Source organism: Pseudomonas sp. BMW13 (assembly GCF_013357275.1).
In the GTDB taxonomy this organism is placed as follows: domain Bacteria; phylum Pseudomonadota; class Gammaproteobacteria; order Pseudomonadales; family Pseudomonadaceae; genus Aquipseudomonas; species Aquipseudomonas khazarica.
In genome coordinates this window covers 225,552-238,870 of the sequence record NZ_SUKD01000022.1, presented here as the reverse complement: position 1 = coordinate 238,870, position 13,319 = coordinate 225,552, and the positions used below count along the sequence as shown (strand labels likewise).

General features: G+C 64.7%; 9 protein-coding genes. 2 read left to right on the top strand and 7 right to left on the bottom strand.

Annotated elements, in window-relative coordinates; genetic code table 11:
- Positions 1-3: 3 nt before the first annotated feature.
- Positions 4-990, top strand: a complete 987-nt coding sequence (locus E4487_RS17800) for an alpha-L-glutamate ligase-like protein (RefSeq protein ID WP_037047711.1) — start codon at positions 4-6, stop codon at positions 988-990.
- Positions 991-1,058: 68 nt separating this feature from the next.
- Here the strand turns inward: E4487_RS17800 and E4487_RS17795 are convergent, their stop codons facing one another.
- The 7 genes from E4487_RS17795 to E4487_RS17765 all read right to left on the bottom strand — a co-directional run bounded on the left by E4487_RS17795 (position 1,059) and on the right by E4487_RS17765 (position 11,803).
- Complete coding sequence (locus tag E4487_RS17795; protein WP_175253998.1) at positions 1,059-2,210, bottom strand: MalM family protein; 1,152 nt, start codon at positions 2,208-2,210, stop codon at positions 1,059-1,061.
- A 4-nt stretch (positions 2,211-2,214) separates the two neighbouring features.
- Positions 2,215-3,804, bottom strand: a complete 1,590-nt coding sequence (locus E4487_RS17790; RefSeq protein WP_037047716.1) for an outer membrane protein transport protein — start codon at positions 3,802-3,804, stop codon at positions 2,215-2,217.
- Positions 3,805-3,822: 18 nt separating this feature from the next.
- Positions 3,823-4,827 carry a transporter gene (locus E4487_RS17785; RefSeq protein WP_037047719.1) on the bottom strand — a complete coding sequence of 335 codons (1,005 nt, stop codon included), beginning with the start codon at positions 4,825-4,827 and terminating at the stop codon, positions 3,823-3,825.
- A gap of 38 nt (positions 4,828-4,865) precedes the next feature.
- A complete protein-coding gene (locus tag E4487_RS17780; RefSeq protein ID WP_134677887.1) occupies positions 4,866-5,627 on the bottom strand; it encodes a C39 family peptidase in 762 nt (253 codons plus the stop codon).
- Between the two features lie 84 nt (positions 5,628-5,711).
- Positions 5,712-6,134 (bottom strand): DUF6160 family protein, encoded by a 423-nt coding sequence (locus tag E4487_RS17775; RefSeq protein ID WP_037047726.1) that lies wholly within the window; start codon positions 6,132-6,134, stop codon positions 5,712-5,714.
- A gap of 234 nt (positions 6,135-6,368) precedes the next feature.
- Positions 6,369-9,092, bottom strand: a complete 2,724-nt coding sequence (locus E4487_RS17770; protein WP_037047729.1) for a LuxR C-terminal-related transcriptional regulator — start codon at positions 9,090-9,092, stop codon at positions 6,369-6,371.
- Positions 9,089-11,803, bottom strand: a complete 2,715-nt coding sequence (locus tag E4487_RS17765; protein ID WP_134677885.1) for a LuxR C-terminal-related transcriptional regulator — start codon at positions 11,801-11,803, stop codon at positions 9,089-9,091. Before E4487_RS17765 ends, E4487_RS17770 begins: the two co-directional genes overlap by 4 nt.
- Before the next feature lie 165 nt (positions 11,804-11,968).
- Between E4487_RS17765 and pabB the strand changes: the two genes are divergently transcribed.
- Complete coding sequence (gene pabB, locus E4487_RS17760) at positions 11,969-13,312, top strand: aminodeoxychorismate synthase component I (protein WP_175253997.1); 1,344 nt, start codon at positions 11,969-11,971, stop codon at positions 13,310-13,312.
- The last annotated feature ends 7 nt before the right edge of the window (positions 13,313-13,319 follow it).

The following is a 13,319-nucleotide window of genomic DNA, read 5'->3' as shown; positions in this document are numbered from 1 at the left end:
ACCATGTTCGGCCTGATCAAGACGTGGAAGGCCCTTGAAGCCAAAGGCATCATGGGCATCAACCGACGCAATGCGGACTACGTGCTGAAGTACAACAAACGGCACCTGTACCCCATCGTCGACGACAAGATCATCACCAAGGAACGCGCCATCGAGGCCGGTATCGATGTACCGGAGCTGTACGGCATCATCGATACCGAGAAGGGCATCGACAAGCTCGACCAGATCATCGCCGGGCGCAACGACTTCGTCATCAAGCCGGCGCAGGGCGCTGGCGGTGACGGCATCATGGTGATCGCGGACCGCTTCGAGGATCGCTTCAAGACCGTCTCCGGCAAGATCGTCAGCCATGAGGAGCTGGAACAGCAGATTTCCAGCATCCTCTCCGGGCTGTACTCGCTCGGTGGCCACCGCGATCGCGCGCTGATCGAGTACCGCGTGACCCCGGACACCATCTTCAAGAGCATCAGCTACGAGGGCGTACCGGACATCCGTATCATCGTGCTGATGGGCTACCCGGTGATGGCGATGCTGCGTCTGCCAACACGGCAGTCCAGCGGCAAGGCCAACCTGCACCAGGGCGCCATCGGCGTCGGTGTCGACCTGGCCACCGGCGTCACTCTGCGCGGCACCTGGCTGAACAACAAGATCAGCAAGCACCCGGACACCACCAACGCGGTGGATGGCGTGCAACTGCCGAACTGGGATGGCTTCATGAAGCTCGCCGCCGGCTGCTACGAGCTCTGCGGCCTGGGCTACATCGGCGTGGACATGGTCCTGGACCAGGACAAGGGGCCGTTGATCCTCGAACTCAACGCCCGCCCGGGCCTGAACATCCAGATCGCCAACGACTGCGGTCTGACCCATCGCGCCCACGCGGTGGAGGCCCACCTGGAAGAGCTGAAAGCCAAGGGTCTGCAGGAAGACGCCGAGGAACGCGTACGCTTCTCCCAGGGCTTGTTCGGCCACGTCGTCAGCAAGGAAGTCTGACGCCCAAGCCTCCCTGTCTTGCAGGGAGGCTGCTGCCCGCCCGCGCATGGCGGGTAGCCCCCCCCCCCTTAGCGCATGATCGCCAGCTCGAAGGCCCCTTCATCGGCATGCGCATGGCGCTGCATACCCGCCTCATCCACCGCCAGCGCCTGCAAGGGGCGCTTGAACGGCTTGTTGTCGAGCGTCTGCAGGCTACGGTCCTCATCGGTGGTGATCAGCAGCACGTAGCGCTCGCCGCGTTCGGCACGCACCTGCACCGTCCCCTCGATGAAGGCGTAGCGGTACCAGGTTTCCGGGTGCAGCTGATACACCGCATCGCTGACCAGCCGGGTCGGCTGCTTGGCTTCATCGAGAAACAGCAGTGACGGATAGACCACCTGGCGATTGGCGAAACTGCGCACCCGCAAGCCATAGCTGCGCCGTGATGCCGGCAGTTTCACGGCCGCGTAGTAGCTGCGTCCCATGGGAAAATCGAAGCTCGGCGAGAAGCGGTCCAGCTCCTCGTAACGCGGCTCTTCGGCCGAAAGCTCGGTGAAATCGCTGTCGCGCAACTGGCCACAGCAGCGTGTCGACAATTCACTGTACAGCCCGTCACCACGCGACTGGCTGCCGGCGAGCAACGCCTGCATGGCGGCGGTCGGTTGCCCGTCGAGCATGGGGAGCGCCGGCTTGCTGCGCTCGAACTCGATCTGCCGGCCTTCGCTGTAACGAACGCTGGAGGGCGCCTCGGCCTCGGAGCGGCCAGAGCGCGTCGGGACGGATGAGTTGTGCATGCGCCCCTGCTCGTCGACCCAGGTGTAGTAAGGGCTGTCGGAGGTACCCCGGGAGAAACCACGACCTTCCAGCACCTCCGAGTCGATGTAGTCCCCTGCCCGCTCGCCACTGGCCAGCACGTGGTCGTTCCCGGACGCGCCAGCGACCTGCGCACCGGCATAGAAGCTGTTCTGCAGCTGACCATTGCCATCGACCCAGGTGAAATAGCGGCGCTTGCTCTCCCCGGTGCTCGGCGCACTCCCCGGCCAGGTGCCGCCCTCGCCCAGACGGGCCTGGTCGCTTTTTTCCGCATGCAGCCTCGCCTGACGCTGCTGCTCGGCGAAGCGTGTATCGACGAAGGTGTTGTGCACCCGGCCCTGCTCGTCGACCCAGGTCAGGTAACGGCTGCTGGCGTCGGCCTGCCAGGCGACGGGCAGGAGCAACAGAGCGAACGCGAGCCTGCGCATGGTCTCAGAACCTCGAGGTGTAGGTCATGGAGAAGATGTAGGCCTTGACCGTGGTTTCCACGTTGAGCCCGGCGTAGGGGTTGTAGACCAGATTGTCCAGGCCTTCGCAGCTCAAGTTGCAACTGCTGCCCGCCGGAATGTTCTGCTTGGAGACAAAGTAGTTGAAACCGATATCGATGGTGCTGTCCTTGTCCCAGCGGTACCCCAGACCCAGGCCGTAGAGGTCGGCATCACCGACCGGCGCCAGCACGTCTGCCTTGTTCTCGGGAATGGCCGAGGGGCGGTACTCATAGCCGGCGCGCAGGGCCAGGCGATCGTTGACGTCGTACTGCACGCCGACACCCCAGCTCCAGGTGTCACGATAGCCACGGTCGAGAATGATGCTGCGACTGGTGGCGTTACCGCCACCGAAGGTCGTGGCGATGCGCAGCAGATCCAGCTCGCGGTCGAATTCGATCTCGAACTCGTTCCAGTCACTGTAATCGACCCAGCGCAGGTCCAGGTTGAACTGCCACTTGTCGAAGGGGCGCACCTTGATACCGGTGCTGAAGGCGTCCGGATAGGTCAGTTTCAAGGACGCGTTGCCGGCCTCCTGGTCGACGCCATAAGGGAAGATCGGGCTGAGGATCTGGCCAAACAGCGAGCCTTGCAGGCCCGACCAGAAACCAGCCCAGTCCTCGCTGTAGTCGATGCGGTACTTGCCCTTGAGGTTCATCCGCGCCTCGCTCTGGTAGGTCGCCCCCCAGGCGAACCAGTCGGTCGGCTCCCAGAGAATGCCCAGGTTGTAGGTCGGCGACAGGCTCTGTTCGAGGTCGAGATCGAGATTGGCCAGCGAGTCGAATGGACCGATCTTGCCGCTGCAGACGTTGATGATCGCTCCGACGATGTCGCCCAGGCCTGGCAGGCACAGCGCTTCGTTGAGAATGCGGGTCAGGCCGGTGAGCATGCCGGGGTTGCGGAAGTCCTGGTTGAGCGCCACCGCCTGGTGAGAGAAGCCGATGGACAAGCCCAGGGACAACTCGTCGTTGACCTGGTAGGCCAGCGACGGCGAGAAGTAGGTGATGCGCTGCAACGACACCTGGCGCCCCTGGAAACGGCCCGGATCGTCGTCCGAGTCTCGTGAATAGCCCAGCGCCATGGGTGCGTAGACATTGGTGGCGAAGGTGAACTTCGAGCCTGGCGGGTTGATCGACAACCCCGCCAGCGGCGCCACCAGGAGCGGCAGCTCGGTCATCCCGCCGACGCCGGGCAGGTACATGGTAGGCGTCAGTGTGCGGCTGCTGGAGTTCTTGAACGGGTCGTCGTCGTAGCCCATGAAGCCATAGCCTTCGCGGGCCTCGAACTTGGCGCGAATGTCCATCACCCCGCTGAGCAGCTTGACCGTCGTCTGCCGGCCCTTGAGCTTGCTCAGGGCGGCCGGGTTGTAGTGCACGGCATCGATGCCGGTGGAGTCGGCGGTCACGGCGTTGCCCATGGCCATGGCCTTGGGGTTGCCGATGGTCAGGTTGTTGGCCAACTGCGCCTGTGCGGGCAGGACGCAAGCTGCGACCAACCCGAGCAGCAGCAGCGCCTGCAACTTGGCAAGATGATTCATATCCGGTTCGCTCGCTGCTTACTCGGCCTTGAGCCCCTTGATATCAAGGGGCATGGAGATCCCGAGCAGGACATCGGGCGAATCTTCGGTCATGCCGAAACCGGCATTGACGTTGACGATGGTGTTCGGCGCGGTGCGCAGGCCCAGCGAGAAGTTCATCACCGCACTGGTCTGTTCGTTCCCTTCCAGCGTGACGTCGCTGAACTTGAACGTCGGCGCCAGGTTGTGCGCCATCTGCAGCGATGTCGCCAGCGAGACGTCGTAGGACAGCGCGTAGGCGAAGCCCATGCTCAGCGACAGGCTGGAGCCGGGCTCGACCTCTTCCAGCAGGCGGCCGCCACGCACCTGGTCGGCATCGCGGATCGGCAGGTTGTAGGTGTAACCCAGCGAACCGAACAGCACCACAGGGTCGATCACATAGGACATGTTGGCGCCGACGCCCAGGCTGTAGTAGCCGTTTCCGGTGGCCAGGCCATCGTCGAGGCTGACGTCGTAGGGGCTGTCCCCGGTCGGCAGGCCGAGGGTGGCGAACAGGGTGGTGACCGGCCGGCCGCGCTCGGACGACCAGGGTTGCCAGCGCAGGCTGGCGGAGACGTCGCCAAGGCTGTAGGTGCTGAGGTCGCGCTCGGTGTCGTACTTGGCCAGGAACGGCACACGCATGCTGAAGGTGAGGTTGTCCCAGACGCCGTAGTCGAAGGTGAAGGAGTTGGTGAAGGTGTGCTGCGCCTCGCTCTGGCCGATCACGCTGTAGACGTTCTGTCCGGTGCGTACGGTCTGGATCTGCGTATCGCGCAGCAACGAGTAGTCGAAGCCGTAGGTCAGCGTACGCTCGCCCTTCTTGAGCAGCGTGTAGCTCTTCTCGGCGGCCTGGAACACCTCTTCCAGCGCCTTGGCGCTGTCGGCGTCATCGTCCTTCTTGGTCAGCGCATCACGCGCATCGTCGACCGTGGCCTCCTCGGCCAGGGCCGGTTGTGCAGCAGCAAGCGCCAGCATGGCCAGCCATGCATACCCCCAAACTCCCATGACGCTATCCCCAGATCGTTGTTGTTATGCCGGGTGAATCACTTGCGGCGAATGTACTGGATGTCGCCTCCCGACCCTAAGCGGTCGGCCTGATTCGTGGTGAACTTGGCCATCTGCGGAAACTCGCGGAAAGCCAGCATGCTGATGGTGCGGTCATCGATGATGCGCAGGTCACGGTCGGTCAGCGCCATGGCGTTGGCCGGCTCGTTGCCACTGGGAAAGATCACGAACAGGACGTTCTGATCCCATACCTCCTCGAAACGCACGCGGGTGAAACTGATGTTGCCCAGCGCCGGGTCGGCGATGAACACGTGGTCGTTGTAGACATCGCGCACCACCACGAAATGTTTGAAGCCGGCGTACTCGATCGGCACGATGGCCGGGTGTTCGAGCTGCGCGAGGTCATCGAACGCAGCCCGGAAACCGCCGCTCTTGTAGCCCAGGGCGGTGACGAAGCGCTTCATGTCGAGCAACGAAAAACCGCGCCGCTCGACGATCTTCTCCGCCTCGCCGAAATGCAGCAGCCCCTCCATCACCTGGCGCTCTTCCAGGTTGCGCCCCAGGAAGTAGTCGAGCAGCGTGGTCAGGGCCGCGGACCCGCAGCTGTAGTCGTAGGCCTGGCGAATCACGTTGCGAAACTGCAACTGACTCATCGGCTCCAGCACCACCGACTCGCGCAGCGGGCCATTGGGCAGCAGGGGCTGGGTGATGTTCACCGTCCCGGCTGGCTGCGGCTTGGTGTCGACAGCCTCGGTGAAACCGTACAAACCGATCAGGCTGCCCACGAGAATTTCGATCATTGGTCAATCCGCGACTGCATACAACGAGACAGGAGCCCGGCCGCGAACAGCGACAGAGCTCCTGCGGATCAGCTCAAGCGAGGATCAATGGCCCCAGATCTTGACGGTGGAGCCGGCCATGTCGAGACCGTTGATGGCAACGCCACCAATGGTGCCGTTGCCGATCTTCACGGCGTCCACGGCGACACCGCCGTTGATGCCCGGCAGGCCGATTTCCAGCTTGTTGTCGACCACATCGACGGTCAGCGGGTTGGCTTCGTCGATGTTGAAGCCGGACAGGGTGACGGTGTTCAGGCTCAGGCTGTTGCTGCCGTCGCTGACACCGGTTTCGGTATCGGTGTAGACGATCGAACCGATGGTGGCATCGAAGTTACCGGCGATGCTGATACCAGCCTGACCGGTGACGCCGGCCAGGTCGGAGTCATCCAGCGCTTTCAGGTCGGCCTGGGCCACGAACGGAACAGCCATGACGGCGGCGGCGAGAGCGAGTTTTTTCAGGGTCATCATTGTTGTTATCTCCACAGTTCAAATGGGGGGGCCCCGGGCTCTGCCGGTGACGTCCTGTCACGAGCAGCCTGATCGGCTCATGCCGATCACCAGACCTGTCGCGGCTTCCCTAGGTACGCCAGGTTTGGATTCACGCAGCGCATGGCGCTCCGAGATGGCTACAAGCTACTGATCCACCCCGCCCCTGCCAGCCCATCCAAGGGATGGAGCAGGTAGGACGATCCTCAATTCCCGTCATGCCTCACTAAGCAATCCCAGGCTCTTGCCCTTGAGCACGGCCTGGGTACGACTGCGTACCCCCAACTTGGAAAACAGGTTGTGCAGATGCCATTTGATGGTGGCCTCGGACAGGTGCACCGCCTGGGCGATGTCGCGGTTGGAGAGGCCAGCAGCCACGAGCCGCAGGATCTCCCGCTCGCGGTGGCTAACATCCTGATTTTCCTCGAAACTTTCAGGATCGATGGACAGCCGGCGACACTGCTCGCGAAGCATCTCGGCCACGCCCTGCCAGGCCGCAGCCGGCTTCGGCTCGGCCTCGTGCCAGGCTTCCCAGAGCGGCAGCAACCAGATGGCGTCGTCCTGGAACAGACGGCGGTAGCCGCATTGCCAGGCCTCTTCCAGGGTCGCGCGCAGCAGGGTGAAGGCCTTGTCGCTGTTACCTTTGCGCCAGTACGCCACAGAAAGTAACAAGCTCAGGCGCAAGCGCCGGTCACGCTGATGCTCGGCCCCCTGTTTGGCCAGGCAGGCCTCCAGGCTGGCTTGTGCCTTGTCCACGCGCCGATCGCTCAATGCCAGGCGCGCCTGACTCAGTGCCAGCGCGGTGTGCGCGTCGCCGTAACGCTCGATGGGCAGCGCCGCCAGGTGGCGCTCCAGCTGCAGATAGATGCGCTGCGCCTCGTTGGGCCGGCGCAGCCACAGGAGAAACTGCACCTTGCAGCCCATGCCGATGGCGAACACCCGTTCATAGCCCGGCCCCTGCAAGCCCGCCAGCCATTCGTCCAGCTCTTCCAGACCCTGCTCGGCAGCCCCGGCAAAGAAGCGTGCCCGCGCCATGACCAGCTTGCCGCGACTGATCAGCTCCACCGGTGTCGCCACGTCGCGCCAGGTCGTGGCCAGCGGCAATTCGGCGAGTATCGCGCCATGCCGGTCCTGCTCGTACAGCAGATCGGCATAGGCCAGCCCCAGCGGACCACCGACCCGACTGCGGCGGCCGAACACCTGCTCCACGCGGGCGCGTGCGGTTTCGGCGAGGGCCCGGCCACGCTCCAGCTCGCCATACTCCTTGCAGATCAGCGCCTCGATCAGGCTGGCCATCACGTGCAGGTACTCGCTCTCGCACTGACGCAGATTCTCGCGGGCCACGGCAATCGCCTTGGCCGCCTCGCCGAACTCGCCCAGCAGCGCGAATGCCGCCGCCTGCACGCAGGCCAGGCTGGCGCGGAACACCGGCTGGTTCTGCGGCACCAGGGCCAGCCAGTGGCCGGCGACCTTGAGGCAGGCTTCGAGCTTGTCCTGATACAGCAGCACCAGCGCCTTGAGCACCTGGGCAGCCGCCAGCAGCTCGATCAGGCCGAAGTGCATGCCCTTGCCGCGGCCCTGGGTCAGGCGCGTGCTGACCTCCTCGATCAACGCCTCGGATTCGGCGAACTTCTGCTCGAAGGCCAGCTGCCAGGCATAGAAGATCTGGAACACCGGCTGCTCGGCGATCACCACCGGGGGAATGTCCTTGAGAATGGCGAGGATGCCGTAGACCCGGTTGCCGGCGATCAGGCGCGCGCCCTGGCGCTCCAGCAGCTCGGCGGCAAAGCCGTAGTCACGGGCGCGCAGGGCGTACTTGATCGACTTGTCGGCCAGGTCACGCCCTTCGCACCAGCGCGCAGCCGCATGCAGCAGGTGTGCGGGATCGCCGCGCTTGGCCAGGCGCCCCTGCAGGAACTCGGCGAACAGGTGGTGATAGCGGAACCATTCGCCCTGCTCGTCCAGCGGGATCACGAACAGCTGCTCGCCCTGCAGGCGACGCAGCATCTCGGCGCCGTCCTGACGACCCGTCAGGGCATTGCACAATGGCGCGTTGAACTCGTCGAGCACCGAGGTCTGGTCGAGAAACAGCTGCACGGGTTCCGGCAGGCTGGCGACGACGTCCTCGGCCAGGTAATCGGCGATGTTGCGCTCGGCGCCCGACAGTCCGGCAAGAAAGGCTGCCCGATCACGCTGCCGTGGCAAGGCCAGTGCCGCCAGATGCAGCGCGGTGATCCAGCCTTCGGTGCGGGCATACAGCTGGTTGAGCTCGCTCTCCTCCAGGGCAAGGCGCTTGATGTCACGGAAATACGCGGCGGTTTCCGCACGGGTCAGGCGCAGGTCTTCCGCCTTGAGCCAGAACGCCCAGGCGCCAAGCGATGGCGGCTCTTCGAGAAAACGGGGTTGATAGCGCGTGCTGACCACCAGCCGCACATGCCTGGGCAGGCGCTCGATCAGGTAGCGCGAGCCCTGGCCAAGGGATGGATGACGAATGCGGTGGAAGTCGTCGAGCATCAGGTAGAGGTTTTCCCGCAGCGCCTTCAGGTCATCGAGAAAGGCATCGATGACCGCTTCCAGCGGCCAGCTGATCTCGCCCTGCAACAACGCCGAGGCGCTGCCGCCAAATCCGGGACAGGCGGCCTGCACGGCGGCCACGAGATACTGCAGGAACCTCGCCGGTTCACTGTCGCTTTCATCGCAGGACAACCACGCGACCCTCGCGCCGTTCTGCTGCAGACGACCGCGCAGCTGGCTCAGCACGGTGCTCTTGCCGAACCCGGCAGGAGCGCTGAGGACGATCAGACGCTGCTCGCGCGCCTCCAGCAGACGCTCGAGCAATGCCGAGCGCTCCAGCAGCAGCGCGCCCTCGGCATGAACCGGATAAAGCTTGGTGCGCAGCAACGGCACACTGACCTGGCACACGGGATTATGGCTATTCATGATTCCAGTAGACTCAGCTCGCGAGCACGGCGGATGGCTTGAGTGCGGTTACGCACCTTGAGTTTTTCGTAGATGTTGTGCAGGTGCCATTTGACCGTCCCCAGGGCCAGGGACAGCTGCTGACCTATCTCCTCGTTGGACATGCCCTTGGCCGCCAGACAGACCACCTCGCGTTCACGCTCGGTCAGTCCTTCCTCCAGCGTGTCCAGCGCCTGGCGTGACGCCTGCCCGGGCCAGGCGGACAGCAGGCTGCGAATGAAGGCCTGCAGCGCTGGCTGGCGCTCGGCCGACTCCAGCTGCTGGAGCAGTTGGCGAATCGCCTCGCCCTCCTCGATGAACAGGCTGCGCGCCTCTTCCCGCTCGGCGCCGATCAGGCACTGCACCAGCAGGCTCTGCGCACGCTCCTGATAGCCGAGCCGCTGGTAGCTCAGGGCCGCCAGCAGATCCAGGCGCAGGCGGTGCAGACCGTGCCAGCCATTCTGCAACTGGCTGCGCAACTGGGTGATCTCGTGCAGGGCCTCGCTGAAGTGTCCACGTGCCTGCTGCAGGCGAATGCGGCTGAGGCCGAGCGCCCAGAGCACCGGGTTGAAGCTGCGCTGGGTGTAGTGCGCGGCCAGCTTGTTCCAGTCGACCGATTTCAGGCGCTGCTCGGCGCGCTTGCTGCGGTCGGCCGTCGGCTCCTGCAGGGTCAGCGCGATCTCGTCGGTGACCGCCTGCACGTAGAAGCGCCAGGAATTGTTGCGCGCGGCCAGGTTCTGCATCAGCACCAGCGTCGCGCTGGCCTCCTTGGGCGCATCCTGCAGACGTTGCACCCGCGCCAGGCAGAGCATGGCCTGGGCATAGAGATCGATGGGATTGATCACGTCGACGGTCGCCAGCGCCCAGCGCAGTCGATCCTGCAGGCCGTCCAGGCGCCCCTGCTGGTAGGCGATCAGGCATTCGCTGATGGTCGGCAAAACCAGCGCACGCGAGCGCTCGCCGAACCAGGGCATCATCCGCGCCCGCAACTGGTCGAACAGCAGCTGCGCCTGCTTGACCCGCCCCTGTTCCAGACACAGCAGGATTTCCACGTTGGCCAGCTGCATGTCCAGGTAGCGGCCTTCGAGGAAGTGGTTGCGCTGCTGCGCCAGCGCCAGCAGCTTGCGCGCCTGCTCCGCCTGGCCAAGCATGACGTTGGCCAGCGCGCCGACGGTGAGTATCGCCACCTCGAGGAAGGCGGTGTGCTGACCAAGCTGCGCCTCGATGCGACGCGCCAGGCTGACGCAGGTATCCAGGTCGTCCTTCTGCAGGGCAATCACCGCCTTGATCGCCAGGGTCGCGAGCAACTTGTCGCTGAGCGGCCCGCTGCTGCGCGACTCGCCCCAGCGCTCGAGCAGCTCATCGAGCATCCGATTGGCTTCGTTCAAACCCAGCTCGGCAGCCCGCACCCAGACATCGGCGAGCACCAGCACCGGGAAACGCAGGGCGATGTCGTCCGGTACGTGCTGGCGCCATTTGTAGATCAGGTTCAACTGCCCACGGTTGATCAGCTCCAGGCCGCAGCCGTCGAGCAACGCCGCGAGCATCTCGGCATCCTCGGCGAGGCAGGCGTGCTCGATGGCCAGGTTCTGCATGTGGTGGTTGGTGAACCACAGGCTGGCGTTGAAATGCAGCTGTTTGAAGCGTTCGGGATCGCGCTCCTTGAGACGCGCGCGGAGAAATTCGGCGAACAGGTTGTGGAAGCGGTACCACTGCCGCTCACGGTCCAGCGGCAGAAGGAACAGCTGCATGGCTTCCAGTTCCTCCAGCAGCTGCTGGCCATCCTGACGCCCGCACAAGGCGTTGGCCAGGTCACCGCTGAGCTGCTGGGCGATACCCAGCGCCAGCAATTGCTCCTGCCGCGCCTGCGGCAACTGTTCGAACACCGAGCGCAGCAGGTAGTCGCCTACCGCCGTCTGGTCGGCGCCCAGCTCCGCCATCCGCTGTGCGGGCTGCGGATGGTGCCTGAGCCACAGGCTGGCCAGGTGCACGCCCACCATCCAGCCCTCGGTGTGACTGTACAGGGCCTTGAGTGCGTCAGGCTCCAGTTGCAGGCCGCTGCGCTCGAGATAGCTGCGCACCTCCTCGGGATTGAGGCGCAGCTCGTCGGCACCGAACTCCAGCAGCATGCCCTTGGCACGCAGGGTGGCCAGGCTCAGGGCCGGCTGCGAACGACTGCCGATGGCCAGGGTGAAGCTCGCCGGCGCCAGCTTGGCCAGGCGGTTGAGAGCGGCGAGCAGCTCCGGGTCCTGGAGCAGGTGCAGGTCATCGAGCACCAGCAGCAGCGGCTCGTTGCGCTGCGCCATTTCCGCCAGCAGGCTCTCCATCACGGCCTCGACCGGCACGCGCATGGTATTGCGCAGATAGCCCAGCGCATCCTCGCCCAGGCCCGGCAAGGCACGCCCCAGCGCGTCGATCAGTTGCTGGAAGAAGCGCACGGGATCGTCATCATCGGCGCTCAGCGATACCCAGGCCACGGCACCACCAGCCTCGCGGTGTCGCTCGGCCAGCACCATCAGTGCAGTGGTCTTGCCGAAGCCGGCAGGCGCGGAAAAAAGCACGAGGCGGGCATGGGGATGGGCTGACAGCGCAGCCTCCACCTGGGGTCTTAGCAGATACTCGGTGGATGCCTGGGGCGGCGAAAGTTTCGAACGCTGCAGGCTTCCAGCGGCTGGACCTATGACTTCATCCATAGCCAGGATCCCTTCATTAATTATTGTTCTGGTACAACGGTTCAACGTTCTGCAAGCGCTCCATACTAATCAGCCCTGTGCGCCGGAGCAAACCCGGCAGAAGCTCTAGGATGAATGTTAGCGGCAGACTACAATCGCCCTTTCAGCCAATTCCCGACTGCCCGCATGCCCAGCTGTTCTCTGCACCCTCTTCCCTATCGGACGGACCCTGGCGACTATTTCCAGCGCATCCGCCAGGCCCCCGGCGCCGTATTGCTGGACGCCGGACGCCCGAGTGCCAAGCGGGGACGCTATGACCTTATGAGCGCGTGGCCATTGGCAGAACTGGCGCCCGCGCACGACGAATCGGCCAACGCTTTTCTGCAACGCCTGCGTGGCGCGTTGCACAGCCTCGGCAACGCCGAGGCGCCGAGCGCAATGGAGCTGCCATTCGTCGGCGGCTTGATCGGCTACCTGTCTTACGACTTCGGCCGGCGCCTGGAAGCGTTGCCCGCACACAGCGTCGATGACCTCGCCCTGCAGGATGCGCGCTTCGGCCTGTATGCCTGGGCACTGATCAGCGATCACCAGCTCGGCACCAGCCACCTGCTGTTTCACCCCGCCCTGCCGCAGACCGAGCGGCAGCGCCTGCTGGCGCTGTTCGAGGCCCCGAGCCGCGAGGAGCCGGCGAGTTTCCGGCTGTCCCAGCCGTTCCAGGCCGACATCGACGAGAATCACTACCGCCAGGCGATCGAGCGCATCCAGCAGTACATCCTGGCTGGCGACTGCTACCAGGTGAACTTCGCCCAGCGCTTTCAGGCCCCCTGCGAAGGCGACCCATGGGCGGCCTACCTGGCGCTGCGCCAGGCCTGCCCGACACCGTTCTCGGGCTTCCAGAACCTGGGCGATGGCAACGCCATCCTCAGCCTCTCGCCGGAGCGCTTCCTCAAGGTCAGCGAGGGCCAGGTGGAAACCCGTCCGATCAAGGGCACCCGCCGTCGCGGCGTCGATGCCGTGGACGACCTGGCCCAGGCCGAGGAGCTGCTGGCCAGCCGCAAGGATCGCGCCGAGAACCTGATGATCGTCGACCTGCTGCGCAATGACCTCGGCCGCAGTTGCCGTATCGGCTCGGTGAAGGTGCCTGAACTGTTCGCCCTGGAGAGCTACCCCAACGTGCACCACCTGGTCAGTTGCGTGACCGCCGAGCTGGCGCCCGGCAAGGACGCACTGGACCTGATCGCCGGCAGCTTTCCCGGCGGTTCGATCACCGGGGCCCCGAAGATCCGCGCCATGCAGATCATCGACGAACTGGAGCCCAGCCGGCGCGGCCTCTACTGCGGCTCATTGCTGTACCTGGACGTGCGCGGCGAAATGGACAGCTCCATCGCCATCCGCAGCCTGCTGGTCAAGGATGGCAAGGTCAGTTGCTGGGGCGGTGGCGGCATCGTCGCCGACTCGGCCTGGCAGGCCGAGTACCAGGAGTCGGTGACCAAGGTGAAGGTCCTGCTGGAAACGCTGGAACGCCTGTAGCCCAACG

Bases quoted from the DNA above. Each gene is read 5' to 3' on its own strand.
- E4487_RS17800 (WP_037047711.1), top strand. From the start codon at position 4: ATGTTCGGCCTGATCAAGACGTGGAAGGCCCTTGAAGCCAAAGGCATC.
- E4487_RS17795 (WP_175253998.1), bottom strand. From the start codon at position 2,210: ATGCGCAGGCTCGCGTTCGCTCTGTTGCTCCTGCCCGTCGCCTGGCAG.
- E4487_RS17790 (WP_037047716.1), bottom strand. From the start codon at position 3,804: ATGAATCATCTTGCCAAGTTGCAGGCGCTGCTGCTGCTCGGGTTGGTC.
- E4487_RS17785 (WP_037047719.1), bottom strand. From the start codon at position 4,827: ATGGGAGTTTGGGGGTATGCATGGCTGGCCATGCTGGCGCTTGCTGCT.
- E4487_RS17780 (WP_134677887.1), bottom strand. From the start codon at position 5,627: ATGATCGAAATTCTCGTGGGCAGCCTGATCGGTTTGTACGGTTTCACC.
- E4487_RS17775 (WP_037047726.1), bottom strand. From the start codon at position 6,134: ATGATGACCCTGAAAAAACTCGCTCTCGCCGCCGCCGTCATGGCTGTT.
- E4487_RS17770 (WP_037047729.1), bottom strand. From the start codon at position 9,092: ATGAATAGCCATAATCCCGTGTGCCAGGTCAGTGTGCCGTTGCTGCGC.
- E4487_RS17765 (WP_134677885.1), bottom strand. From the start codon at position 11,803: ATGGATGAAGTCATAGGTCCAGCCGCTGGAAGCCTGCAGCGTTCGAAA.
- pabB (WP_175253997.1), top strand. From the start codon at position 11,969: ATGCCCAGCTGTTCTCTGCACCCTCTTCCCTATCGGACGGACCCTGGC.